20 protein-coding genes and 1 pseudogene are annotated in these 24,822 nt (G+C 56.0%); 6 read left to right on the forward strand and 15 right to left on the reverse strand.

Annotation, left to right across the window (positions count from 1 at the left end):
• Positions 1-82 precede the first annotated feature (82 nt).
• From fusA to PSSD_RS12875, 5 genes are all read right to left on the reverse strand, one after another.
• The gene (fusA, locus tag PSSD_RS12855; RefSeq protein ID WP_058972491.1) at positions 83-2,182 is read right to left on the reverse strand and encodes an elongation factor G; all 2,100 of its coding nucleotides are present in this window, start codon (positions 2,180-2,182) and stop codon (positions 83-85) included.
• 122 nt (positions 2,183-2,304) lie between these two features.
• Positions 2,305-3,615, reverse strand: coding sequence for an MFS transporter (locus PSSD_RS12860; RefSeq protein WP_082672311.1), 1,311 nt, complete (start codon positions 3,613-3,615; stop codon positions 2,305-2,307).
• Positions 3,616-3,642: 27 nt separating this feature from the next.
• Entirely contained in the window at positions 3,643-4,971 is a 1,329-nt protein-coding gene (locus PSSD_RS12865) for an MFS transporter (protein WP_058972492.1), read from the reverse strand.
• An 18-nt stretch (positions 4,972-4,989) separates the two neighbouring features.
• Positions 4,990-6,333, reverse strand: coding sequence for an MFS transporter (locus PSSD_RS12870; protein WP_058972493.1), 1,344 nt, complete (start codon positions 6,331-6,333; stop codon positions 4,990-4,992).
• An 81-nt stretch (positions 6,334-6,414) separates the two neighbouring features.
• Positions 6,415-7,326: a dihydrodipicolinate synthase family protein gene (locus PSSD_RS12875; protein WP_058972494.1), complete on the reverse strand. Its 912-nt coding sequence runs from the start codon at positions 7,324-7,326 to the stop codon at positions 6,415-6,417.
• 468 nt (positions 7,327-7,794) lie between these two features.
• Here PSSD_RS12875 and PSSD_RS12880 point away from each other — a divergent pair, with 468 nt between their 5' ends.
• The 3 genes from PSSD_RS12880 to PSSD_RS12890 all read left to right on the forward strand — a co-directional run bounded on the left by PSSD_RS12880 (position 7,795) and on the right by PSSD_RS12890 (position 11,211).
• Positions 7,795-8,652: an IclR family transcriptional regulator gene (locus PSSD_RS12880; protein WP_064511460.1), complete on the forward strand. Its 858-nt coding sequence runs from the start codon at positions 7,795-7,797 to the stop codon at positions 8,650-8,652.
• Between the two features lie 42 nt (positions 8,653-8,694).
• Positions 8,695-10,224 (forward strand): aldehyde dehydrogenase (NADP(+)), encoded by a 1,530-nt coding sequence (locus PSSD_RS12885; RefSeq protein WP_058972496.1) that lies wholly within the window; start codon positions 8,695-8,697, stop codon positions 10,222-10,224.
• A gap of 72 nt (positions 10,225-10,296) precedes the next feature.
• Complete coding sequence (locus PSSD_RS12890) at positions 10,297-11,211, forward strand: ketopantoate reductase family protein (protein ID WP_058972497.1); 915 nt, start codon at positions 10,297-10,299, stop codon at positions 11,209-11,211.
• A gap of 118 nt (positions 11,212-11,329) precedes the next feature.
• Here the strand turns inward: PSSD_RS12890 and PSSD_RS12895 are convergent, their stop codons facing one another.
• Positions 11,330-12,097 (reverse strand): YdcF family protein, encoded by a 768-nt coding sequence (locus PSSD_RS12895; RefSeq protein ID WP_058972498.1) that lies wholly within the window; start codon positions 12,095-12,097, stop codon positions 11,330-11,332.
• A gap of 99 nt (positions 12,098-12,196) precedes the next feature.
• Between PSSD_RS12895 and PSSD_RS12900 the strand changes: the two genes are divergently transcribed.
• Positions 12,197-13,264, forward strand: a complete 1,068-nt coding sequence (locus PSSD_RS12900) for a LacI family DNA-binding transcriptional regulator (protein ID WP_058972499.1) — start codon at positions 12,197-12,199, stop codon at positions 13,262-13,264.
• Between the two features lie 106 nt (positions 13,265-13,370).
• Here PSSD_RS12900 and tmaR read toward each other — a convergent pair whose 3' ends face one another.
• The 4 genes and pseudogenes from tmaR to dacD form a co-directional block, all read right to left on the reverse strand.
• On the reverse strand, positions 13,371-13,691 hold the full coding sequence (tmaR, locus tag PSSD_RS12905; RefSeq protein ID WP_034824689.1) for a PTS system regulator TmaR: 321 nt from the start codon (positions 13,689-13,691) through the stop codon (positions 13,371-13,373).
• A gap of 161 nt (positions 13,692-13,852) precedes the next feature.
• A complete protein-coding gene (locus tag PSSD_RS12910) occupies positions 13,853-14,911 on the reverse strand; it encodes an FUSC family protein (protein WP_058972500.1) in 1,059 nt (352 codons plus the stop codon).
• 159 nt (positions 14,912-15,070) lie between these two features.
• A complete protein-coding gene (locus PSSD_RS12915; protein WP_058972509.1) occupies positions 15,071-15,535 on the reverse strand; it encodes a GyrI-like domain-containing protein in 465 nt (154 codons plus the stop codon).
• Positions 15,536-15,624: 89 nt separating this feature from the next.
• Positions 15,625-16,757, reverse strand: a pseudogene (gene dacD, locus PSSD_RS12920) (serine-type D-Ala-D-Ala carboxypeptidase DacD).
• 235 nt (positions 16,758-16,992) lie between these two features.
• On the opposite strand from dacD, the gene sbcB reads away from it, so the two are divergent.
• On the forward strand, positions 16,993-18,414 hold the full coding sequence (sbcB, locus tag PSSD_RS12925) for an exodeoxyribonuclease I (protein ID WP_058972501.1): 1,422 nt from the start codon (positions 16,993-16,995) through the stop codon (positions 18,412-18,414).
• A gap of 144 nt (positions 18,415-18,558) precedes the next feature.
• Here the strand turns inward: sbcB and PSSD_RS12930 are convergent, their stop codons facing one another.
• The 5 genes from PSSD_RS12930 to ltnD all read right to left on the reverse strand — a co-directional run bounded on the left by PSSD_RS12930 (position 18,559) and on the right by ltnD (position 23,791).
• Positions 18,559-19,911: a GntP family transporter gene (locus tag PSSD_RS12930; protein ID WP_058972502.1), complete on the reverse strand. Its 1,353-nt coding sequence runs from the start codon at positions 19,909-19,911 to the stop codon at positions 18,559-18,561.
• A gap of 307 nt (positions 19,912-20,218) precedes the next feature.
• Positions 20,219-20,998 (reverse strand): HPr family phosphocarrier protein, encoded by a 780-nt coding sequence (locus tag PSSD_RS12935; protein ID WP_058972503.1) that lies wholly within the window; start codon positions 20,996-20,998, stop codon positions 20,219-20,221.
• On the reverse strand, positions 20,998-21,624 hold the full coding sequence (otnC, locus tag PSSD_RS12940) for a 3-oxo-tetronate 4-phosphate decarboxylase (RefSeq protein ID WP_058972504.1): 627 nt from the start codon (positions 21,622-21,624) through the stop codon (positions 20,998-21,000). The genes PSSD_RS12935 and otnC overlap by 1 nt, the downstream gene beginning before the upstream one ends.
• Positions 21,621-22,880 (reverse strand): 3-oxo-tetronate kinase, encoded by a 1,260-nt coding sequence (gene otnK, locus PSSD_RS12945; protein ID WP_058972505.1) that lies wholly within the window; start codon positions 22,878-22,880, stop codon positions 21,621-21,623. Before otnK ends, otnC begins: the two co-directional genes overlap by 4 nt.
• A gap of 2 nt (positions 22,881-22,882) precedes the next feature.
• Positions 22,883-23,791 (reverse strand): L-threonate dehydrogenase, encoded by a 909-nt coding sequence (gene ltnD / locus PSSD_RS12950; RefSeq protein WP_039327880.1) that lies wholly within the window; start codon positions 23,789-23,791, stop codon positions 22,883-22,885.
• A gap of 258 nt (positions 23,792-24,049) precedes the next feature.
• Here ltnD and ygbI point away from each other — a divergent pair, with 258 nt between their 5' ends.
• Positions 24,050-24,811, forward strand: a complete 762-nt coding sequence (ygbI, locus tag PSSD_RS12955; protein WP_058972506.1) for a DNA-binding transcriptional repressor YgbI — start codon at positions 24,050-24,052, stop codon at positions 24,809-24,811.
• Positions 24,812-24,822: the final 11 nt, after the last annotated feature.

Consider the following 24,822-nt stretch of genomic DNA (forward strand, 5'->3'; position numbering starts at 1 on the left):
GCGCCGCTACGGTTGGTGCGTTTATTTGTCGCGACGCGATTCATCGCGCGTATTTTAAGGCGGCATCCCTGCCGCCGATCAATCACACCGCACGCGCGGCAATAATCCCCTCGGCCACATTGCGTGGCGCTTCGGCGTAATGCGCGAACTCCATGCTGTAGGTCGCGCGACCTTGAGACATGGATCGCAGCGTGGTGGCGTAGCCAAACATCTCTGACAGCGGCACTTCGGCACGGATGATACGCGCACCAAAGCGCTCGTCCATGCCTTGCAGCGTACCGCGACGCGATGACAGGTCACCCATCACACCACCGGCATACTCCTCTGGCGTTTCCACTTCCACCTGCATTACCGGTTCAAGAATCACCGGATCGGCCTGTTTAGCTGCGGCTTTAAAACCAAAAATCGCCGCCATGCGGAAGGCCATTTCCGAGGAGTCCACCTCATGGTAGGAACCGAACGTCAGCGTGGCTTTAAGATCCACCACCGGATAACCCGCCAGCACGCCACTGTTCAGCGCTTCACGAATTCCCTTCTCCACCGAAGGAATAAACTCGCGCGGCACCACCCCGCCTTTGGTGGCATCTTCAAAGGTAAAACCGGCACCGGCAGCCTGCGGTTCCAGCGTCAACACCACGTGACCATACTGGCCTTTACCGCCCGATTGACGCACAAACTTGCCTTCCACATCGCGTACCGTTTTGCGGATGGTTTCGCGATAGGTGACCTGCGGGCGACCAATGTTGGCTTCCACGCCAAACTCACGCTTCATGCGGTCAACAATGATCTCCAGATGTAACTCGCCCATACCCGAGATGATGGTCTGGCCTGACTCCTCATCGGTGTGCAGGCGGAACGACGGATCTTCTGCCGCTAACCGCTGCAACGCCAGGCCCATCTTTTCCTGATCGCTCTTGGTTTTCGGCTCGATCGACAATGAAATCACCGGGTCCGGGAACTCCATGCGTTCCAGGGTGATCACCGCATTGGGATCACACAGGGTTTCACCGGTGGTGACCTCTTTTAATCCCACACAGGCAGCAATATCACCGGCACGAATTTCTTCGATTTCGATGCGATCGTTGGCCTGCATCTGCACAATTCGGCCGATACGCTCTTTACGCCCTTTCACTGCATTCCACACGCTGTCACCCTTGCGCAGCACGCCAGAATAGACGCGCACGAAGGTGAGCTGGCCCACGTAGGGATCGCTCATCAGTTTGAACGCCAGTGCAGAGAAAGGCTCATCATCATCCGCATGACGTTCATCGTGCTCACCCTTCTCATTCACACCGGCCACCGGTGGCACATCGAGTGGTGAGGGCATCAGCTCAATCACCGCATCCAGCATGCGCTGCACGCCTTTGTTCTTAAAGGCACTGCCACACAGCATCGGCTGGATTTCACCCACCAGCGTGCGCTGACGCAGCCCCGCAATCACCTCTTCTTCGCTGAGATCGCCCTGCTCCAGATAACGGTCCATTAAGGCTTCACTGGCTTCCGCCGCTGCCGCCACCATGTTTTCACGCCATTCGGCCGCCAGCGCCTGCAGCTCGTCTGGAATCGCTGCGTAGCTGAAGGTCATGCCCTGGCTGGCATCATCCCAGTAGATAGCGCGCATCTTGTTGAGATCCACCACACCGCTGAAGTGATCTTCTGCGCCAATCGGAATCACAATCGGCACCGGATTGGCATGCAGGCGATCTTTCATCATCTGCACCACGCGGAAGAAGTCCGCACCCTGGCGGTCCATCTTGTTGACGAAGGCAATTCGCGGCACGTGGTACTTGTTGGCCTGACGCCATACGGTTTCCGACTGCGGCTGCACGCCACCTACAGCGTCATACACCATCACGGCACCGTCCAGCACGCGCATTGATCGCTCCACTTCGATGGTGAAATCCACGTGGCCGGGGGTGTCGATGATATTGATGCGGTGCGGCGTAAAGCTGCCATCCATCCCCGGCCAGAAGCAGCTCACCGCTGCCGAGGTAATGGTGATACCACGCTCCTGCTCCTGTGCCATCCAGTCGGTGGTTGCCGCGCCATCGTGCACTTCACCTAACTTGTGGCTCATTCCGGTGTAAAACAGGATGCGCTCAGTGGTGGTGGTTTTACCGGCATCGATGTGCGCGGAGATGCCGATGTTGCGATAACGTTCGATAGGTAGGGGTCGGGGCATGATGCGTCCTTAGTCTGTTCGACTGAAAAAGTGGGCGAGCACCATTGCCCGCCGCTGCGCAACAGCATAGACCTATTGTACGAGTAAACACGAACAGTTTGAGCCTTTTTCGCACAATCTGTTCACTCCATCTTCGCATCCCGCAACCGCCAGGCACTGAACGCCGAGAGCAGTGCCATAAACACCATATAGCCAATCACCGAGCCGTAGCCCTCGCCGCTGACCAGCAACGCCGTGGCGATCATCGGTGATAGTCCGCCGCCGAGAATCGGCCCGATCTGCTGGACTAAGGACAAACCGCTATAGCGAACCCGCGCCGGAAACAGCGACGAAAAGAAGGCTCCCTGAGCGCCAAAGGTGCTGCCGTGCCCTAGCGCTAAGCCCAGTGCGATAGCGAGATAAATCAGGGGAAGTTGCCCGCTGGCTAACATCAGCATAAAAGGCCATGCCAGTATGGCCTGCGCCATCATGCCGCCAATATAAACGCGTTTTTTACCGTAGCGATCGGCCATACGACCAAACAGCGGTAAGGTGAAACATTCCAGCAAACAAGCCAGCAGAATGCCGTACAGGATGATTTGGCTCTTCATGCCCAACACGTTGACGCAGTAGCTGATGGCGAATACCGCATAGATGTTGAAGAGTCCGCTTTCAGCAATTTTGGCACCAATGCCCAGCACCACATCGCGGGTGTGATGGCGCAGCGCCTCCAGCACCGGCACTTTTGCCTGTGTTCCGTCACGCTTCATGCGTTTGAAAGCTGGCGTTTCCTCAATCTGGCTGCGAATAAACATCCCTACCCCTAACAGCACCACGCTGAGCAGGAAAGGCACACGCCAACCCCAACTGAGAAAATCGGCCTCATCCAGCGCCACATTAAGCACGGTGATGAAAATTATCGGCAACAGAAAACCCGCAGGTACGCCGATATGCACCAGTGAACTGTAAAAGCCACGCCGTTCAGGCGGGGCGTGTTCGACTACCATGGTCATCCCACCGCCATATTCACCGCCAATGCCAATGCCTTGCAGACAGCGTAATACCACCAGCGCAATCGGTGCCCACACGCCAATCTGTGCGTAAGGCGGGATCAGGCCAATCAGGAAGGTGCCGAGGCCCATAATGATTAGCGTCATCATTAACGCGAACTTGCGGCCTATGCGATCGCCAAAATGGCCGAACAGCACGCCACCTAAAGGACGTGCGCAGTAGCCAACAAAATAAGTCGCAAAGGCCGCCAGGCTGCCGACCAGCGGCGATTCACCGGGAAAGAAAATTTTGTTGAACACCAGCGCGGTCGCGGTGGTGTAGAGCGTGAAGTCGTAGTACTCAATGATGGTACCCATCACACTGGCCGTGACGATTTTACGCATTTCTCCGCGCGTGGCGGTGCGACTGACCGCCGCGTGGGCGGTCAATGGTTGTGAATGCATGTTGAACTCCCGACGTAGGATTGAGGTTTAGTCGAGGCGGCAACCGCGGGTCTCTGGACCCAGCCACACGGAAACAATGGTGATGATGCTTAAAACAATCATGTAGGACGCCACCGCGCCATAGTGGCCACCGGACCAGAGCAGCAGGCTACTGGCGATGATCGGGGCCAGACCGCCGGCAAAGATCGAGGAGATTTCGCGCGACATCGAGATCGCAGTCACGCGGGTTCTGCCATCAAACAACTCGGCGAACCATGCCGCCTGCACCGAGAACATTGAGTAATTGGCGAGGGAGATCATCACGACCATTGCGCCGATGATCAGCCAGGGATTGCCGCTGTTCAGCAGCCAAAAGTACGGGAACATCCCCAGACCAAAAAGCAGTGCTCCCCCGATATACACCGGTTTGCGGCCGATACGGTCCGAAAGTGCACCGAACAGCGGGATAGTGATACAGCCAATTCCCGACCCCAGCAGTACGCCTGCGACGGGAATGGCACTGCTGACGTGCAGCGATTGCGTGACGTAAGAGATGGTCCACACCTGCAGGAAGAAACCAGCGGTGTTTTCCGCCATGCGTGCGCCCAGCGCCACAAAGAAATGACGGCGTTGGTTTTGCCACACCGAAACGAAAGGTGCGCGCTCCAGCTTCTGCTCAGCTGCCAACTTGCGGAATACCGGGGATTCGGTGACATACAGGCGTATTGCGCCACCCACAAACACCGCCACAATGCTGAGCAGGAAAGGAATGCGCCATCCCCAGCTGACGAAATCCTCCTGCGGCAGCTGTTGTACCAGGGCAAACGCAGAGGCCGACAGCAATACGCCGCAGCCGATGCCTACGCCCGACCAACTGGCGTAAAAACCGCGACGATGTGCAGGCGCTTTCTCGGCATTCAGCGTAATCGCCGAACTGAATTCTGCCCCTGCTCCAAAGCCCTGCAGCAGACGGAGTAAGGTCAACAACAGCGGCGCAGCAATGCCAATGCTGGCATAGCCCGGCAACAGGCCAATTGCTGTGGTGCTGACGCCCATCAGGATCAGGGTGCCGATCAATACCGGACGGCGACCATATTTATCACCGATATAGCCCCAGAACAGCCCGCCAATCGGACGCACCAGAAAGCCAACGCCATAGCTGGCAAATGCCGCCAGCGTTCCGCTCAATGGTGACAGTGAGGGAAAGAATAAGTGATTAAAGATTAATGCCGCCGCCGTGCCGTACAGATAAAAATCGTACCACTCCAGCGCGGTGCCAATCAGTGAGGAGATCAGCGTCAGCCTGAGTTGGCGTTGAGTCAGTTCCGGGCGCGCGCGGGTCTCTTCCGCCGTTGCGAGTTGCGATGTTGCATCCATGGTGTCACTCCTGAAAAGTCAGACCGGTAGACGGTGACGCAACGCCAGGCCATACATGCCCGCCGATATCAGCGCCATAAATCCCGCCAGCATCAAGGCCGGCACGAATCCGCCTAAATGATCCACAACAATCCCGGTGACCACGGGCGCAAACGCCCCGCCAAGAAAGCCGCCAAAATTTTGAATACTGCCTACGGAAGCCACCCATTTTTTGGTGGTAACCACTTCTGCCGCCAGCGTCCAGTAGTTACCGGACGACAGGCTATAAGTGAACATACCCAGTGTCAGCATGATCACCGCCAGCGCCGCCCCATCCACCAACGCGGTGATAAACATCGCGCCCGCCGTCAGCAATGCGGCACCGGCAATGGTATAGCGACGGGCGTTAAAAGGATCGAACCCTTTGCGCACCAGACGGTCGGAGAACCTCCCGCCGATCAACACCGCCACGCCACCGGCAATGTAAGGTAACGCGGAGAGCCAGCCCGCGCGGCTCAGGGTAAAACCCTGCGCCTGTTGCAGATAGGTGGGCAACCAACCGATGTAAAACCAGAAAACATACTGTAGACAGAAACCACCGATCACCATGTACCAGACCGAAGCATGCCTGAAAAGTCCGCCCCACTCGCGTACCGTGACACGTGGTGCGTCTGCCGCCTGTTGCGCCGTGGCCTGTCCTTCCCGGATATAGCGCAACTCATCTTTGTGCAACCACGGATGTTTTTCAGGTTCGCGATACAGCACCAGCCAGCCGATGAGGGCCACGAAACCAATCAAACCCATAATGATAAACATCGCCGGCCAACCAAAGGCCGCCATTAACAGGGTTGAAATCGGCGGAGCCAGCGCTAACCCCACCTGCGTTGCCGCAATATAAGCACTGGTTGCCGCGGCTTTTTCCCGGTCCGGGAACCAGGTGTCCGTGGCTTTTAACGCGCCGGGAAACAGCGGCGCTTCACTGACGCCAAGCGCAATACGCAGGCCAATAAAGGTGCCGACGTTACGGGCAAAGCCGGTGAGAATCGCCACCAGCGACCATAATCCCGCTGCCAGTGCCAACAGGACTTTGACGCCAAAACGGTCCACTGCCCAGCCGGTAGGCAGGTTCATAATCGCGTAGGGCCAGACAAACGCAGAGAGAATGACCCCCATCATTGCGTGGCTGATACCGAGATCCTGCATGATTTGCGGTGCCGCAACCGACAAATTGCCACGATCGAGATAGTTGGTAATGGTTAACAGAATAATGATGCCGATGATTGCCCAGCGCAGATGGTGTTTTGGTCGCACCACCTCACGTGGCATTTCCCGTGGTGCCGAGGCCGCATCACGTTCGAGTGTAGGGTTGTGGTCAAATTTCATCTTTCTGCACCTCCGCCACGCCCGTTTTCGGCGGGTCGTGGCGTGATTTTTTTATAATGTCCCGCTGTGCGGGGGTGCAAATCAGCGCATCAGACGGTCGAACGCCGCTTTAATATTGGATTTGAGCGCCTCGCTGACCGGTTGCATCGGTGGACGTGGCTGATACAGCGGAACCCCTTGCAAGCTTTGGATGTATTTCACGCAGGCAGGAAGATTGTCATGCGGTAACTGGCTCCACAAATCGCTCAGACGGAAATGGATGTCGCGCGCTGTGGCGTGGTCATTCTCTTCCACCGCTTTAAACATGCGGGCAACCACCGAGGGCACCGCGCTGGTCAATGCGGAGATGGCCCCCTGGCAACCGATGGCAAAGCCGGGATACAGCAGCGCATCCACGCCACTGACGATAATCTTCTCTGGACAGCGCAGCAGCAGATCAGAAACGGACTTCAGATCTCCCCCACTCTGTTTCATCCCTACTACGCCAGGGACTTCATCCATGATGCGATTCATCAGATCGAGACTCAGGTAATTCCAGGGGATGACGTTGTAAATCAGAATTGGCGTTTGCGTCGCTTCGTAAATTTCGCGGAAATGACGCACGGTGGCGTCATCATCGGGCTTGAACAGGTAGTGCACTGGCGTAACCTGCAGCGCATCCAGCTTCATCCCTTCCAGCATTTTCACGCGTGCAATCGCCTGGCGGGTGCTGTTAACAATCAACCCGGCGACGAAAGGCACACGGCCATTGTTGGCTTCATAGGCTTCGGTCATGGCCTGGCGAAACTCTTCATCAGAGAGCGTGTGGCCTTCCCCTGTACTGCCGCCCACCACTATCGCACTGGCACCCGAGTTAATGATGAAGTCGATTTGCTGTTTCAGGCCACCACGCACCAACTCACCTTCGGCGTTGAAAGGCATGGTAATTGGCGGCAAGACGCCACGCAGTTTAGCTTTCAGTTCTTTAGCCTGGCTTGCAATCTGCTGACTCATTTTCTGCTCCTGTCTCTCAAGACGCTGATTAAAGCGAGAACGACTCGCGGTAATCAATTAATGTGAGACAATGAAATATTGATCAACACCAAATCTCTCATTGTGGAATTAAGATCACATATCAAGATCAATTTTCATACAACTCATTAACTATCACTTGTCCACCATAAAATCTCAACAACCTGAAATATAACGATTAATTTCATATCGAGAGTCATTAATGATGATGGAGTTGATTGGGAAGGCTAACAGACACCCACTTTACAATGAGGATTAATGCAAACATATTAACAAATATATCCCACATTATGAGATTCAAGCCGAATAGCAATCAACTTGAGGATGGCAGGCTCACTAAAAGGCGTTATTCTGGCGCAAGCGTCTCAGTATAAGAGCCGGAATATCGGAATACTGTGAACTGGGCGAGTGCACGAAGCACGCTTCACTGTTGCTGATCTAGAGGTGGGTATGAGTACAAATAGCGGAACCGAGGCGGAGAAACTGAATCAGGCATCGATTAAAAGCCTGACCAAGGTCCTGCAAATTCTGGAGTGTTTTTCACAGCGTGACGCCAATTTAACCCCGGCGGAAATTGCCACACGCACCGGATTACCGCGCGCGACAACGCACCGGTTGGTGTCGTCATTGCGTGATATTGGCCTGCTGGAACAGAACGGCAAACGCGAGACTTACAAGCTGGGCATGAAGCTGTTTCAGCTGGGAAATTTGGTGATTCAAAACCTGGATCTTGATAGTCATGCAAGTCCTTACGCCGCGCAACTGCAGTTGATTACCGGCGAAAGCACGCACATGTGCATTTTCGATGGTGCACAGATGGCGTTTGTCGAACGCCAGGAGATGACCAGCACCGGCAATACCACCATTACCCGGATTGAAGCGGCATTGGTGCACTGCACCAGCGTGGGCAAGGCGTTCCTGGCCTGGCAGTCACCCCGGTTGATTCGCAAAATCATCGCCGATTCGTTGCCACAACGCACGGCTTACACCATTACCGATGGCGAGGCGCTGGAAGCAGAACTGGCGCGTATTCGCGAACGCGGCTACGCCCTGGACTTGCAAGAGAACGAACTGAATGTGCACTGCATCGGCGCACCGGTGCGCGCAGCTAACGGCCAGGTTTTCGCGGCGATCAGCGTATCCGGTGCAGCTGAGCGTCTGCCGCTGGCACGTCTGGAAGGTCTTTCAGGCTTGGTAATGGAAATGGCTAACAAGATATCGCTGGAGCTGGGATGGACACCCTCTCGCCCGGCGGCCACAGTTTCAATCACAACCCGCCGTGGCGATCTTCCTGCACTGCCCGAATAGTGCAACTCGCTGCCTGGTGGAATCTTTAACGGAGGAGAATGCATGATGCTCAGTGGAGAACTCTTTATTGGTACACAACGCCAGCGCGGCGGCGCCCACGCTTTTAAGGCTTTCGATCCCACATTAAATCAGGCGTTGGTCCCGGACTTCTATGAAGCCGATGAGGAACAAATCGACGCGGCCTGCCGATTGGCTGCGGCAGCTTTTATCCCTTACAGCCAGCGCGACCTCGCCGTGCGTGCCCGTTTCTTGCGCCAGATTGGCGAAAATATCGCGGCACTGGGTGATGAACTGATAGAACGCGCGATGCAGGAAACAGCCTTACCGCGCGCCCGCATTAAAGGCGAACGCGGGCGCACCATTGGCCAGCTTAATCTGTTTGCCGATGTGGTAGAGCAAGGTGCATTTCAGGGGGCCATTATCGAACCCGCGCTGCCGGATCGCCAGCCGTTGCCTCGCCCTGATCTGCGTCAACGCCAGGTTGCCTTGGGGCCGGTGGCCGTGTTCGGTGCCAGTAATTTCCCGCTGGCGTTTTCGGTGGCCGGTGGCGATACCGCATCTGCACTGGCCGCTGGCTGCCCGGTGGTGGTGAAGGCCCATCCGGCACATCCCGGAACCAGTGAACTAGTGGCACGAGCCATCAGCCAGGCCGTACTACAATCTGAACTGCCAGCAGGCGTATTTTCACTGCTGCACGGCACTTCAGTGCAAAGTGGCAGCGCGCTGGTACAACATCCCGCAATCTGTGCCGTGGGCTTTACCGGTTCACGCCAGGGTGGCCTGGCGCTATTGCAGCAGGCACAACAGCGTCCACGCCCGGTTCCGCTCTATGCCGAAATGAGCAGCATCAACCCTATGTTATTGCTGCCCGGCGCATTACAACAACGTGCAGAGAAACTCGCGCAGGGGTTTATCGATTCGCTGACGCTGGGCTGCGGCCAGTTCTGCACCAATCCTGGCGTGGTGCTGGCCTGTGAAGGCGAAGACTTTGACCGCTTTGTGCAGCACGCCAGCAACGCCTTGCGATTAAAACCCAGCGCGACGATGTTAACGCCCGCCATCGCTGATGCCTGCGAACAGCATACTGCTGTGCTGAGTGCATTAGCGGGTGTTGAGCGGCTGGCGAACGGGCAAGAAAAACAGGGCCCGAATCAGGGACAACCGCATTTGTTTACCGCCAGTGCACGCGATTTTATCCAGGAACCTCGCATGCAAAATGAGGTATTTGGCCCGGTATCATTGCTGGTGCGCTGTGCCGATCAGGAGGAAATGGTCGGCGCGCTGCAGGCACTGCAGGGGCAACTCACTATTACGCTACATTTGGAACAGCAAGATCAGAGGCTGGCTGCCAGCTTGCTGCCGCTGCTGGAGCAACGCGCTGGACGCATTCTCGCTAATGGTTTCCCAACCGGCGTGGACGTGGGTTATGCCATGGTGCATGGCGGCCCCTTCCCCGCAACCAGTGATAGCCGTACTACCTCGGTCGGTGCCACGGCCATTCAACGCTTCCTGCGCCCGGTCTGTTATCAAGACCTTCCCAACGCGCTGCTGCCGCAATCTGTGCAAAATTAAACATTTGATGGCTGGAAACCCTCGCCGCTGCGATTTATGGTAAGGGTTTCACTCTCAACGGGAAATCTAACCATGCGCATTCTGGTTGTCGGCGCCGGTGCCACCGGCGGGTATTTCGGTGCACGTCTGGCGCAAGCAGGACGTGATGTGACTTTTCTGGTGCGCGAGCGCCGTTTTCAGCAACAGCAGCAAACGGGCCTGGTGCTGAAAACGCCGGGTGGCACGGAAGTGCTTCAGCCACAGCTGGCGCTAACCGGTAAACTTGAGGGTCAGTTCGACCTGATTATCCTGACGGTGAAAAGCTTTGGTCTGGAGCAGGCGATCGAAGATATCGCCTCGTCTGTCGGGCCAGAGACGCTGATCATGCCGATTCTCAATGGCATGCGCCATATCGATACGCTGCGTGCGCGATTTGGCGACAAGGTGATTGGCGGGCTGTGCAAGATCAACGCCACGCTGGGCGATCAGGGCGAGGTGGTGCAGATGACGCCGCTGCATATTCTCTACTATGGCGCACTCGATGGGCAGAATGATGCGCGCCTGCAGCGTCTGGATGAAACGCTGAAGGTGGCGCAGTTCGATACCGTATTTGCCGATAACATCATCAGCGAGCTTTGGGAGAAGTGGCTGCTGCTGAGCACGCTGGGTGCGGTGTGCTGTATTGCGCGCGGTAATACCCAGCAGGTGCTGCGTTCACACGGCGGTGAAGCGCTGTTACAGGGTATCTTCGCCGAAGTGCTGTCGGTGATCAGCGCTGATGGCTATCAGGCGCGCCCAGCGGTGACCGCGAAGATTTATGAGACGCTGAATAACCCACAGGTGGCGATGACCTCCTCCATGTATCGCGATCTGACGCAAGGTTATGAAATTGAGGCGGATCAGGTGATTGGCGATCTGTTGGTGCGCGGCGCACGCAGTGGCGTCGTAACGCCTTTGCTGAATGCGGTGTATGTGAACTTGCAGGTGTATTTGCAGAACCGCGCGTAGGTGTGTTGAGCCTGGTGCGCATAAATGCGTCATCATGAATGGTGCGGTTTTTGGCCAGGTGCGCATAAATGCGCACCCTACAACATTTGTAGGGTCACCATTAATGGTGACCTGGTGCTTAGAGGCGCGTTTGCACACCCGGCAGCTGCATCAACCGCTGCCAACCTGCTTCCACCTCTTCGGGGATATCGACGTGTCCAAGGAATCCTTTGCCGCGCGGACCGTAGCCGTTTTCGTCATCGCGTAGACGTTGAATTTCCCCCATCAGTAATGAGAGAAAACGCTCCATTGACCACAACCCCTGCGGTGGTGCACCAATGATGCGCAACATGCCTGCATCCATCATCACCTGTGGGGTAAACACCGGCCAGCTAATAAATTCTGGTGCGTCGGCGCGATCGCGCCACTGGTAGCGGAACGTTTCCCAGGTTCGGCGCTGCATCAAGGGGTCCTGCACCAGCAATACGTGCTGCGGCTGCCAGTCTTGCTCATCCAGCAATTTTTGGCTGAAGGCTGCATTCTCTCCGCAGTTACGTGAGGCGGTTTCCAGCAGCAGTTGATCGTCTGGCAGTGCAGCAAAAATCTGCGCCATCTCACCCAGCAGTTCGGCTTCACTTTTGCCTTGGGTAGCGATCTGTCGGTAAAGCGGATGGCTGGCGATCATATGCGCCAGCAGCGTGGTGGAGTGACCGATACCACCGCTGATCAGCAGCGGTAATTGATACTTTTTCGCCAGCGCAATCACGCCCTCGACATTGGGCAGGACCGCATGACCGGCAAGAATCGCCAGATCGACCTCCAGCGTACCATCCACGGGCATGTGGTCGAGCGCCAGCCAGGCCGCCAGCGTATTGATGTCCTGAATCTGTTGGTCATTGAGCTGCATCGCATTCTCCTCGCGTTAACCTTGGCAGTGTAGCGGCTTAACTCCGCGACAGCAGAGAAAAATTTGCTACACTCGCCGCTATCAGATTCAGGAGAGTTTATGAATGCGCGTTCCGTTACCCTCGATGATGTCGCTCAACTGGCGGGGGTTTCTTATCAGACCGTTTCCCGTGTGCTTAACCATTCCGTGCAGGTCTCGCCGCGCACGCGCGCCAAGGTCGAGGCGGCGATGCAGCAGCTCAACTATGTGCCGAACCGTGTGGCGCAACAGCTGGCGGGCAAAGCCACCCGCACCATCGGGTTGGCCACCAGCGATCTGGCGCTAATGGCACCTGCGCAGATTGCTTCCGCCATTCAGCAACGTGCCGCCGTGCGCGGATACCATCTGGTGATTGCCATGGCGAACGCAACGGGAAGCGCACAGGATACGGTGAATGAACTGCTGGCCCAGCGCGTGGATGCCCTGCTGATTAACCTTCCGCTGGATGCCGTACAGGCTGCTCAGGTGCAGCAGCAGTGCGGCAGCAAACCCACGCTGTTTCTGGATGTCGAACAGCATGCTGCTGTGGCGCAGTGCCAGTATCAAAGCGATTTAGGGGCGCAGCAGGCGGTGGAACATCTTGTTGCACTCGGCCATCAACAGATTGGCGTGCTGAACGGCCCTACCCGCTCAGCGTCCGCTCGTGCGCGCTTCCAGGCCTGGCAGCAGGCGCTGGCGTCACATCAGCTGGAAGCAAGCTGTGTACTTTACGGCGACTGGAGTGCGGCCTCAGGCTATCAGGCACTGTTGCAGCTATTGCCGGATCGCTTACCGCAAGCGCTGCTGGTTGCCAACGATCAAATGGCGCTGGGGGCGATGCGCGCCCTACATCAGCATGGGGTTAGCATTCCAGCCGAGATGTCGATCATCGGCTATGACGATACGGCCGAGAGTGCCTGGTATCAGCCGCCGCTCACCACAGTACGTCAGGATTTGCAGCAGTTAGGTGCCGTGAGTGTCGATCGTTTACTGGCAGAACTGGATGGTGATGCACAACAGGCGATAGCGCTGGAGACCGAACTGGTATTGCGTGAGACGACAGCGTCGCCGATGCAGACCGGTGTGGATGTGATTGAGATTGCCGAGCAATTGCAGGTGTTGGCGCGGAAATTAAAAAGGTCGCCTTAAAAGGCGACCCTACAACGTTCAGGCGCAATTTTCGTAGGGTGCGCATTCATGCGCACTAACATGAATTGAGTGAGCGTCATTACGCCATAAACAGCGACCCTGAAATTTATTGCGGTTTTGGCTCGCCCATCGCTTTCAGTTTCTTCGACAGCTCGCGGCGCTCTTTAGACAAGTCCGCGTTTTTGATGATGTATTCATCAACGCGGTCTTCATAGTCCACGCGCATAGATGCAATGATTTCCTGAATCGCTTCTACGCTCATGCCGGGTTTGATGTACTCGCTCAGGTTGTCCAGCAGCAACACACGTTTCTGGTTATCACGGACTTTCTTCTCGTTATCCACGATTTCGCGCTGCAGTTTGTTTTTACGACGAAACATACGCACAAACTCCAGTACGTCCTGAAATGATTGCTTGGCATTTTCCATGTTGGCACCTTTCTTTGAGCCTGCCGCGGCAGGCGGAATAGTCATGAGCTACAGCTTAGCGGCTTGCTAGCCTGGTTCGCAATTTTCACAGCTAATTTCGGACTGGCACTTATCTTAGCGCAAAGAAAGGGTGATTCACATTAAGTCATTGCCTGAGAAAACTATTTGCGCAATGCCAGTCGAACCAAGTCTGTCATCCGCTCTAACTGACGCGCCTGTTCCAGGCTCAGCCACACATAGCCGTAGATGGCCGTGGTCTCCAGCCGCCCGCTGCGATTGGCAATCAACTGCTCCAGCTCTTGGGTGATCTCTTCCAGCTGATGGCTATTGGCGATCACCTGCTCCGTCTCCCCTTTAACCATCAAGGTCGCCAGGGCGTTGAGTGTGTCTTCCGTCATTTTCTGACTGCGACGCAGTGCCGGGGCATTGAGCAGCAGTAAGTGACTCTCACGCGATGACCACCAAGCATCAATTTGCATCTGCATGGTGTTAACCATATTACGGTTAATAGTCTGAATAGCTTCAAACACCGATTTTGGAATGCGCGTCTCTTTGCTGGCCGGTTCCAGCAGCGAGCGCATCTTGATCACACTGGTCAGCTGCTTCTGAAACGGCTTATTTAAACGCGGCTTCTCCAGCAGGTTGGCGGAGAAACCGGTGTGATGCAGCTTGGCCATCGCCAGAAACGAATCAGACAACTGAATGCGCCAGTGGGTAAAAGCACGCTGCGCCAGAATCGCGCTGAACAGCAACGCCATCACCGAACCCAGAATCACATCCCCGCCGCGCCACAGTGCCACGGTGAAGTCACCGGCTGGGGCACCGACCACTACGCCCAGCGTGATACCAATCAGCAGCGCCATGTAGGGGTGTTTTCCCAGCGTCAGATAGCCGCAGATGATCATCACCACGAAGCACCATGACAGCATCATCGGCAGTGATAACAGCTCTAATTTGAGCGCTATCAGGCCCGATGCCAGACCGGCAAAGGTGCCGCTAATACGCTGAATGACACGCGGGAAGACATTCCCCCAAGTGGAGATCGGCCCCATCACCACCACCAGCGTAATCAGCGGCCAGGTGCCTTCAGGGATATCCGTCAGTCGAACGAACAGAAAACAGAGTACAAAGGCAATAGCGATGCGCACGCCATGCACGGCACGGTAGTGGCGATAGAACCAGAATTCAATCGACGATATAGGCTTGTCAGCACGTAACATGATGGTCCGGGAGCGATAAAAATTTGCGCGCTATGTTACCCTGGCGCGACACGAACATTGAGTGCTGCGCAGCACTTTTTCCGCTCTTTTTTTACGAATCAACAAGTGCGTTACATCTGATTTTCTCAATCCAAACATAGATGTAACGCGCTGGAGATATTAGTCGGCTGCACGCACGGGAATGTACATATCCACCAGCCAGTCGCCGCTGTCGGAGCCGTCAGAAAGGTAGTGTTCGAAGCAGGGACGGTTATCGACTTGCCAGCCGCCCTGCGCTTTTAGGTGATCAAACAAACTGTGCCAGGCGGTGAAGAAATCGTTGTTCATCACTTCCATGCGGGCATGAAAATAGTGGCCGCCGGGCAACAGCCCCTGCTCAATATCGTCGCCATACGAGGGGACCGCATCGGTAGGGGCCGTGATGACCGTTTCGACGCGCAGCTCTTCAGGGGGTAACACTTCAGGATTGCCGTAATAGATAGCCAGCCATTCACCGGTCATACCATGCTGCTCCACCCAGCTTTTTAACTGGTTGAATCCGTGTGGTACGGTCTCTTGCCAGGGCCCTTGCAGATGGTAGCCCAGCCAGCTTTGTGGCTTGCGCTCGACAATTGATGCTTTCATACTTTTGCCTCCGGTCAGCAGCAGAAAGCCAGAGTGTGCCACTCCTGACCCTTTTCGGCGACAGGAGCGGCTCTGAAACCCGCTGCGGATTACAGTTTCTGTTTCACGTAGTCACTGATGCGCGTGATGATGCCGGCTTTATCCACCGCTTGTAACGCGTACAACGGATAGCTTGCCAGCTGTTTATCTTTGTCCATCACCTGAATCTCACCCACCTGCTCACCCGCTTTCAGCGGTGCTTCCAGGTCTTTACGTTCGATCACGTATTTCGCCATCACGTTGGAGACTTCAGTGCGCGGCAGCGACAGGTAGATATCCTCGGTGGTACCGACATCCACTTTATGTGGGTTGCCGTACCAGACATTTTCGGTGCCGATTTTCTTACCGGCATGGAACAGTTGCACAGTGTCAAAGTTGTTCTGACCCCACACCAGCAGTTTACGCGCCTGCTCTTCGCGCCCTTTTGAGCTCTTGCCGCCCATGATCACCGCAATCAGACGATGACGGCCGACAATGTTTGACGCGATGATGTTAAAACCTGCCGTTTCAGTATGGCCTGTTTTCATGCCATCTACGTGAAGGTTTTGATCCCATAACAAACCGTTACGGTTGTTCTGGGTAATGCCGTTCCAGCTCAGGGTTTTCTCCGCGTACATGGCGTAGAAATCCTGCTCGCCGTTGATGATCGCACGTGACAGCACCGCCAAATCACGCGCGGTGGTGTGCTGACCTGGCGCATCCAGACCGTGCACGGTTTCAAAATGGGTGTGCGTCAGGCCGAGCTTCTGGACATAGTTGTTCATCATATTGACGAAGCTGTCCTGACTCCCCGCGACGTAATCTGCCAACGCCACGCAAGCGTCGTTGCCGGAATCGATAATCACGCCGCGCATCAAATCGCGAACGGTGACTTTATCGCCGGGCTTAAGGAACATCAGTGAAGAACCCTTGAACACAGGATTGCCTGCCGCCCAGGCATCTTTACCCACGGTGACCACATCATCACGGGTGATTTTTTCTGATCGACCGCACGATCGACCACGTAACCGGTCATCAGTTTGGTGAGGCTCGCCGGATTACGCTCTTCATCGGGATTGCCCGCCGTGAGGATTTGGCCCGTTGTGGCGTCCATTAACACCCATGAAGCCGCATCAATCGGCGGAGGCGTCAGAGGGAATGGCATGCTGTCGTCAGCCTGTGCCAGCGATGCCCAAACAATCATTCCAGATACAGTTACCAACAGACGCCTTTTCAACACTTCTTCCTCGAAATCAAAAAAATGAATTTACCGCCGCACGTTTTACGGCAATTAGCGCTTTGATATTTGAATAAATTGAAAAAAAGTATGAACTGCGGACAAATGCTGCGCGCCCATCCGCAGCAATGGCAAACAAGGTTGTGCTGACCCCGGCACACGACTATTCTGTGCGTTGATTTTCCACTGCCAGGATACCGCCGTGCCCGCCTCTGAGTTCACCTTCTTGTTTCACGATTACGAGACCTTCGGTAAGAGTCCCTCACTGGACCGCCCCGCGCAGTTTGCCGGGTTGCGTACCGATAAAGATTTCAATGCGGTAGGTGAACCGCAGGTGTTTTATTGCCAGCCCGCCGATGACTACCTGCCACAACCGGAAGCGGTGATGATCACCGGTATTACGCCGCAGGTCGCCAAAGCGCGCGGCGTGACGGAAGCGGCCTTTGCTGAGCGTATTCACGGGCTGTTTACCGAACCACAAACCTGTGTGATTGGTTACAACAACGTGCGCTTCGATGATGAAGTGACGCGCAACATCTTCTATCGCAACTTTTTTGATCCTTATGGCTGGAGCTGGCAAAACGGCAACTCACGTTGGGATCTGCTGGATGTGATGCGTGCCTGCTATGCCCTGCGTCCTGACGGCATTGTCTGGCCTGAGAATGATGACGGTTTCCCCAGCTTTAAGCTGGAACACCTTACCAAGGCGAACGGCGTGGCGCATGAGCAAGCGCACGATGCGATGTCTGATGTCTACGCCACACTGGCGATGGCCAAACTGGTCAAAGAGAAGCAGCCGAAGCTATTTGAGTTTCTGTTTACCCATCGCAATAAACAGAAACTGATGAACCTGATTGATATCCCACAGATGAAGCCGCTGGTGCATGTTTCAGGCATGTTCGGTGCGGCGCGCGGCAACACCAGTTGGGTGGTGCCCGTGGCATGGCATCCGGATAATCGTAATGCGCTGATCGTGGTGGATTTGGCGGGAGATATGTCGCCACTGCTGGAGCTGAATGCAGATGAACTGCGTGAGCGTCTCTACACCAAACAGAGTGAACTGGGTGACCGGGCAGCTGTGCCGATTAAGCTGGTGCACATCAATAAGTGCCCGGTGCTTGCGCCTGCCAATACCTTGCGCCCTGAAGATGCCGAGCGGCTGAATATCGATCGTCAGCGCTGCCTGGCGAACCTGGCGCTGCTGCGTCAACATGCCGAAGTGCGTGAGAAAGCGGTCACGCTATTTGCCGAAGCGGAGCCGTTTAAGCCTTCCGATGATGTTGATGCGCAGTTGTATGACGGCTTCTTTAGCGATGCCGATCGCGCCAATATGAACATTGTGCGCCAGACGCCACCCCAGAATTTACCGGCGCTGGATTTGGCCTTTGACGATAAACGCATCGCAAAACTGCTGTTCCGTTACCGCGCGCGCAACTTTCCAGGCACCTTAGATGATCAAGAGCAGCAGCGCTGGTTGCAGCATCGCCGTGAAGCGTTGAATGCCGATCGCGTGCAGGCCTTTTTGCTGGAGCTGGAGTCACTGGCGAGTTTGCATGAGGACAACGCGGAGAAGATGGCACAGCTGAAAGCGTTGTATTTGTATGCGCAGGAACTGGTGTCTTAAGGTTATAGACGAGCACCAATGGGACGGTCATCGGCCAGGTGCGCATAAATGCGTCAATAAAACCTGTGCGGTTATCGGCCAAGTGCGCATAAATGCGCACCCTACAATCCCCGTAGGGTCGCCATTTATGGCGACCACTCACATTTAAATCAATCCCCACACCATCCACGTCAGGGCAAAACCGCTCAGGCCCATCAGCGTGGTCAGCACGGTCCAGGTCTTCAGGCCGTCGGCCACTGACAGACCCAGATAGCGTGTCACCACCCAGAAACCGGCATCGTTAACGTGTGACAAGCCGAGGCCACCGAAGCACGCTGCTAAGGTCACCAGCACGCGCTGCATGTCGGTCACATCGCCCACTGCCTGGCTTAACAGGCCGCTGGTGGTCAGAATCGCCACCGTGGCCGATCCCTGTGACGCACGCAGCGCCAGTGACAGGATAAACGCGGCCGGCACCAGTGGCAGATGCAAGGTTTCCAGCGTTACCGCCAGCGCTTTACCCACGCCAGACTCCACCAGCACTTTACCGAAGGCACCACCCGCACCCGCCACCAGAATCACGCTGGCAGAACTTGGGATCGCACGGCCGGTCAGATCTTCCAGCTTCTCTTTGCTCCAGCCACGACGAATACCTAACAGCCATGCCGCCAGCGCCAGCGCGATTAACAGGGCAATCGGCGGATTACCAATCACCGTCATCACTGAACGCAGGACGCTGCCTTCTGCTAACACCGAATGCGCCAGCGTACCCAGTACAATCAACACAATCGGTACCACTATCAGACCCGCAATGGTCAGTGCGCCCGGTGGTGGCACTTCACTCTTTGCCGTGCCTTCCGGTTTCGCTAACTGCAACTGCTCCAGCACATCCACGGAGAGGTGATACTGGCGCAGGTTCATGGCTTTGGCGACGTAGTAACCCACCACACCCACTGGAATCGAGATCAGGATACCCAACATCATCAACCAGCCCATATCGGTATGCAGAATACCGGCAGCTGCCGCCGCGCCCGGATGCGTTGGCAACGCCACATGCACCGTCAGCATCACACCCGCCATTGGCAGACCAAACTTCAGCGGTGAGACGCGTGCCACCTTCGTGAAGCCGTAGATCAGCGGGATCACGATAATAAAGCCGACTTCAAAGAACACCGGAATACCGAGGATAAAGGCTGCCATAGTCAGTGCCGCAACGGTACGTTTGATACCGAGCGATTTACTGAAGCGCTGCGCCAATGATTCGGCACCGCCCGAGGCTTCAATCACTGCGCCCAGCATCGCCCCCAGCACGATGATGATGGTGATATGCCCCAGCAGGTTGCCCATGCCGCTAAAGATGGTTTCCATGATTTTATCAGCCGGGATCCCGGTGCTGATGGCAACGATGAGACTGACAATCAGTAAAGCAACAAACGGATGAACTTTGGCTTTAATCACCAGCAGCAGCAATATGACTATGCTGGCCGTAGCGATAGCAAGCAGCAATGCGGTAGACATGATAAACCTCTAATTATATTCCCCCCGTCATACTTCAAACTGCAGGTGCGTTGGCTGCGTGGATTCGCCCCAGTCACTTACTTATGTAAGCTCCCGGGGACTCACCCACTTGCCGCATGATTCGGCCTATGGCCTCACCCTGCGGGCCAGCGCAAACGCTGTTCAAAAGCGTCCTTCGACGCTTTTGTCCTGCAGCTCGAATTATTTAGGGGAGCCTTGGGTATGTTTTTTTAGTGTTTTACAAATTCAGGTAAGACTTCACTCAACACAGGGCGCAAAAGCACTGTGCTGAGCGGTACAACAAAGGTTATTTGGCGTAAGGGGCGAACCAGCCGAGTCCCGCTTCGGTACGACCGCGTGGGAAGTATTCGCAGCCAACCCAGCCGTCGTAACCGACCTCATCCAACAGGTTGAACAGGTACGGATAGTTGATCTCGCCCTCATCCGGCTCGTGGCGATGCGGCGCAGAGGCGATCTGGATGTGGCGATAGCGTCCGGCGTATTCGCGGATCAGGTGGCTGAGATTGCCGTCCACCAGCTGCGCGTGGAACAGATCCAACTGCGTGAACACATTTGGACGGTCAATACGCTCCATCATCGCCAGCGTCTGGTACTGGCTGGAATAGAGGTAATTCGGTTTGGTCACCGGATTCAGTGCTTCCAGCAGCAAGCGAATGCCGTGCGGCGCAAAGCGCTCTGAGGCGTAATGCATGTTGCGCACAAATGTCTCTTCGTACGCCGCCTGATCGGCACCGTTTGGCACTGTGGCTGCCATCACATGCACTTGCGGGCAATTCAGGGCAATGGCATATTCCAGCGCGCGATCGATATCAGCGCGAGCTTCCGCTTCACGGCCCGGAATGGCAGACACGCCCCACTCACCGGCCTGCACATTACCGGCCGCGGTGTTGAACAGCACCAACTCCAGCTGATGTTTCTCCAGCTCGGCTTTAATCACCTCAGCCGGATAGTCGTACGGGAACAGGAACTCAACGGCGCGGAAACCGGCGTTGGCCGCGGCGGCAAAGCGTTCGATAAATGGCAGTTCGCCAAACTGGGTCGATAAATTGGCAGCAAACTTTGGCATCAGTAATTCCTCAATTCCGCCACTTCGTCATCGGTAAGATAACGAATGGAGCGGTCGCCGAGCGTGAACATCAGACGCGCGGTCTCTTCCAGCTCTTCAGTATTATTGGCCGCTTCACGCAGCGATTTACCCACCACCACCGGACCGTGATTGGCCAGCAGGAAGGCGTTGTAACGTGGCGCGAGCTGTGCGAGATCTTCCGCCAGGCGATCGTCGCCCGGCTTGTAATACGGCACTACCGGCACATCACCCACGCGCATCACCACATAGGGCGTGAACGGGCGAATGCAATTCTCGCTATCCAGATCGTTCAGGCAGGACAGCGCCGTCAGATAATGGCTGTGCAGGTGCACCACCGCTTTACAGGCGGGATTGTTCAGATACAGCGCCCGATGAAACGCGACTTCTTTCGAAGGCTTATCACCCGAGATCCATTCGCCCTGCATGGTGACTTTTGACAGGCGATCGGCCTGTAATTCCCCCAGGCAGGAGCCGGTTGGCGTGGCCAGCAGGTTGCCGTCTTCTAACAGCAGCGACAGGTTGCCAGCCGAGCCGGTGGCGTAACCGCGCTGGAAGAAGGACGCGCCCAGTTGCACCATCTCTTCGCGTGCTTGTTGTTCAGTCATGAGGAAAACTCCGTTTGTGCGCGGGCGAAGAACTGTTCGTCACCAAAGTTGCCGGATTTCAGCGCCAGTGACAGCGGCTGATGGATGTCACGCACCCATGGCACGCCAGGGGAGATCATCGGACCGATGTGGAAAGCGGTAACGCTAAGGCTCAGTGCAACGACACCAGAGGTCTCGCCACCAGCCACGATAAAGCGCTGCCAGCCACGTGATTTCAGCTCACGCGTGACGGCGGCAAACAGCTGCTCCACCGCTTCACTGCTGCGCGCTGCGCCATACTGCTGCTGAATCGCCTGCAACTGCTGAGCGTCTGCGGTGGCAAACAACAGCGGAGCCAGCGCCTGCTGATGATGAGCGGCGACCCAATCACACAGCTCCTGCGCATAGCCTTCGGCATCATCAAGGCAACGCTCCACCAACACTTCGTGAGAAGGGGCCTGCTGACGATAAGCTTCCACCTGGCGGTTGGTCATCTGCGAGCAAGAACCAGAAATCACTACCGCGCGTTCACCTTGTGGACGCCCGGCTTGTTCGGCATCGCTGTTCTGCTGCTGCGTAGCCCAGGCCCGCGCGATACCAATCGCCAGCCCAGATCCGCCTGTCACCAGCACGGTCTCTTTCAACGCTTCGCCCTGCGTCAGCAGATGCTGTTCGTTAAGCGCATCCAGCACCACATAGTTGATGCCCTGCTCTTTCAGTACGGCAAGCTGTTCACGCACCGCTGCGGCACCTTTATCCAGCTGCGCCGCGTTGATCACTGCGGCCTGACCTTTAGCCTGACGCGTCATTAAGCGCACCAGGTTGCTGTCGGTCATCGGTGTCACCGGATGGTGGCGCATGCCTGATTCAGACAGCAGTTGATCGGCAACGAACAGATAGCCCTGATACACCGTACGACCGTTAACCGGCAGCGACGGTGAGATGACCGTTTGCGTTTCGCCCAGCGCCGCCAGCAACGCATCGGTCACCGGGCCAATATTGCCGTGCTCGGTGCTGTCAAAGGTGGAGCAATACTTGAAATAGAAACGGTCACAGCCCTGCTGTTGCAACCAGGCCAGTGCGGCCAGCGACTGATCAATCGCCTGCTGTGGCGGGCACGAACGTGACTTAAGGCTGATCACAATCGCCTGCGCGCTCAGGTCATCATGGCTTTCCGGCACGCCGTTGAACTGAATCGTCGGCAGACCGTTCTGTACCAGGAAACTGGCAATATCGGTTGCACCGGTAAAGTCGTCTGCAATCACGCCTAAACGCATGGTTACTTCTCCTTTGACTCTGGCAGCGTGATACCGCTGAAAATCTTGATCACGGCGCTGTCATCTTCACGACCGTAACCGGCATTGCTGGCTTCGGTAAACATGTTGAGCGCGGTCGAAGCCAGTGGCAGCGGGAAGTGCAGCGATTTAGCGGTATCCGCCACGAGGTTGAGATCTTTTACGAAGATATCAACCGCGGATTTCGGTGAGTAATCACCGTCTACCACGTGACGCATGCGGTTCTCAAACATCCACGAGTTACCTGCAGCATTGGTCACCACGTCGTACATGGTGTCCAGCGGGATACCCGCGCGGGCGGCGAGCGCCATCGCTTCGGCCCCGACAGCGATGTGCACGCCAGCCAACAGTTGGTGGATGATTTTCACGGTTGAACCCAGGCCAATTTCACTGCCCACGCGATACACTTTTGCCGCGACGGCATCCAGCACTGGTTTCAGCAAGGCAAAGGCTTCATCGCTGCCCGACGCCATCACCGTCATCTCGCCTACGGCAGCTTTCGCCGCACCGCCAGATACCGGCGCATCCAGCATCAGTAACTGGTGTTGCGCCAGTTGCTGTTCGATGGCTTGCGCATCCTGTGAAGAGATGGTGGAAGAGACCATCACCACCGTGCCCGGCTTAAGCTGCGCGGCCAGACCGGTTTCGCCGAACAGAATCGCTTTAACCTGCGCCGCATTCACCACCAGCAGCAGCACAGCATCTAACTCTTGTGCAAAACCCGCAGCAGAGGTCTGTGCGTCACGAGCACCAGCCTGGCGCAGCGTTTCCAGCGCTTTAGGGTTTAAATCAACGCCCCAGGTGTTCAGGCCTGCGCGGATACAGGACTGCGCCGCGCCCATGCCCATGGAACCCAAACCAATCACGCCGATGTTATTCACGGTTGCTGACACAGCACACCTCCGTTGTTAATTTAAGTGATAATTTGTTCATTGGTGTTAATTCTGCCGCAGTTACTGGCTGAGAAACGTGCTGTATATCACAAAAATTAACTTACCTGCACAGGAGATAACATCGTTTCACAAACCGACTCTATACCGCTGAGGCGCTCTACAGCAGGAAAAAAGCAGATATTTCGCAAAGATAAATGTGCTGCAGGCTGTGAATCGATGCTCTACAATGTGAAAAAATGATAAATCAGGGAGAGCGATGTGATTCCGGTAGAGCGTCATCAACAGATTTTAGCGCTGGTCGCTGAACGCGGCGTGGTGAGTATTGCCGAACTAACCGAGCGTTTGGGGGTTTCGCACATGACGATTCGTCGTGATGTGCAGAAGCTTGAAGACCAGGGTGCGGTGTTATCGGTTTCCGGCGGCGTGCGTTCAGCCGATCGCCTGGCGGCGGAACCGTCGCATCTGGCGAAAACCAATATGTACAGCAGTGAAAAAATGGCGATTGGTCAGTTTGCTGCCCGCCACATTCCACGTAATAGCTGTATCTATCTTGATGCCGGCACCACCACCTTAGCGCTGGCGCGAGAGCTGGTGGAGCGTGATGACTTACTGGTGGTGACCAATGATTTTGTCATCGCCCGGTTGCTGATGGAGAGCAGCGGCTGCAAGCTGATCCACACTGGCGGTACGGTGTGTCGTGAAAACCGCTCCAGCGTGGGTGAAGCGGCGGCGCGCAGCTTGCGGATGCTGGCGATTGATATTGCCTTTATCTCCGCCTCTTGCTGGGGGCCGCGCGGTTTATTTACTCCAGACGAAGACAAGGTGCCGGTGAAGCTGGCTGCCAGTGATGTCAGCAGCAAGCGGGTGCTGTTGAGCGACAGTTCCAAGTACAACAAGATTGCCACGCATCTGGCTTTGCCGCTGGAGCGCTTCGATACTTTGATTACGGATACGGAATTGAGTAAATCGGGGCGAGAGGCGCTGAGTGCGGGAAGTTGGGAATTGGTGCTGGCGGGGTAATTCTACTGCGG

Source organism: Type-D symbiont of Plautia stali (assembly GCF_001485335.1).
Classification (GTDB): domain Bacteria; phylum Pseudomonadota; class Gammaproteobacteria; order Enterobacterales; family Enterobacteriaceae; genus Pantoea; species Pantoea vagans_C.

Bases quoted from the DNA above. Each gene is read 5' to 3' on its own strand.
- fusA (WP_058972491.1), bottom strand. From the start codon at position 2,182: ATGCCCCGACCCCTACCTATCGAACGTTATCGCAACATCGGCATCTCC.
- PSSD_RS12860 (WP_082672311.1), bottom strand. From the start codon at position 3,615: ATGCATTCACAACCATTGACCGCCCACGCGGCGGTCAGTCGCACCGCC.
- PSSD_RS12865 (WP_058972492.1), bottom strand. From the start codon at position 4,971: ATGGATGCAACATCGCAACTCGCAACGGCGGAAGAGACCCGCGCGCGC.
- PSSD_RS12870 (WP_058972493.1), bottom strand. From the start codon at position 6,333: ATGAAATTTGACCACAACCCTACACTCGAACGTGATGCGGCCTCGGCA.
- PSSD_RS12875 (WP_058972494.1), bottom strand. From the start codon at position 7,326: ATGAGTCAGCAGATTGCAAGCCAGGCTAAAGAACTGAAAGCTAAACTG.
- PSSD_RS12880 (WP_064511460.1), top strand. From the start codon at position 7,795: ATGAGTACAAATAGCGGAACCGAGGCGGAGAAACTGAATCAGGCATCG.
- PSSD_RS12885 (WP_058972496.1), top strand. From the start codon at position 8,695: ATGATGCTCAGTGGAGAACTCTTTATTGGTACACAACGCCAGCGCGGC.
- PSSD_RS12890 (WP_058972497.1), top strand. From the start codon at position 10,297: ATGCGCATTCTGGTTGTCGGCGCCGGTGCCACCGGCGGGTATTTCGGT.
- PSSD_RS12895 (WP_058972498.1), bottom strand. From the start codon at position 12,097: ATGCAGCTCAATGACCAACAGATTCAGGACATCAATACGCTGGCGGCC.
- PSSD_RS12900 (WP_058972499.1), top strand. From the start codon at position 12,197: ATGAATGCGCGTTCCGTTACCCTCGATGATGTCGCTCAACTGGCGGGG.
- tmaR (WP_034824689.1), bottom strand. From the start codon at position 13,691: ATGGAAAATGCCAAGCAATCATTTCAGGACGTACTGGAGTTTGTGCGT.
- PSSD_RS12910 (WP_058972500.1), bottom strand. From the start codon at position 14,911: ATGTTACGTGCTGACAAGCCTATATCGTCGATTGAATTCTGGTTCTAT.
- PSSD_RS12915 (WP_058972509.1), bottom strand. From the start codon at position 15,535: ATGAAAGCATCAATTGTCGAGCGCAAGCCACAAAGCTGGCTGGGCTAC.
- PSSD_RS12930 (WP_058972502.1), bottom strand. From the start codon at position 19,911: ATGTCTACCGCATTGCTGCTTGCTATCGCTACGGCCAGCATAGTCATA.
- PSSD_RS12935 (WP_058972503.1), bottom strand. From the start codon at position 20,998: ATGCCAAAGTTTGCTGCCAATTTATCGACCCAGTTTGGCGAACTGCCA.
- otnC (WP_058972504.1), bottom strand. From the start codon at position 21,624: ATGACTGAACAACAAGCACGCGAAGAGATGGTGCAACTGGGCGCGTCC.
- otnK (WP_058972505.1), bottom strand. From the start codon at position 22,880: ATGCGTTTAGGCGTGATTGCAGACGACTTTACCGGTGCAACCGATATT.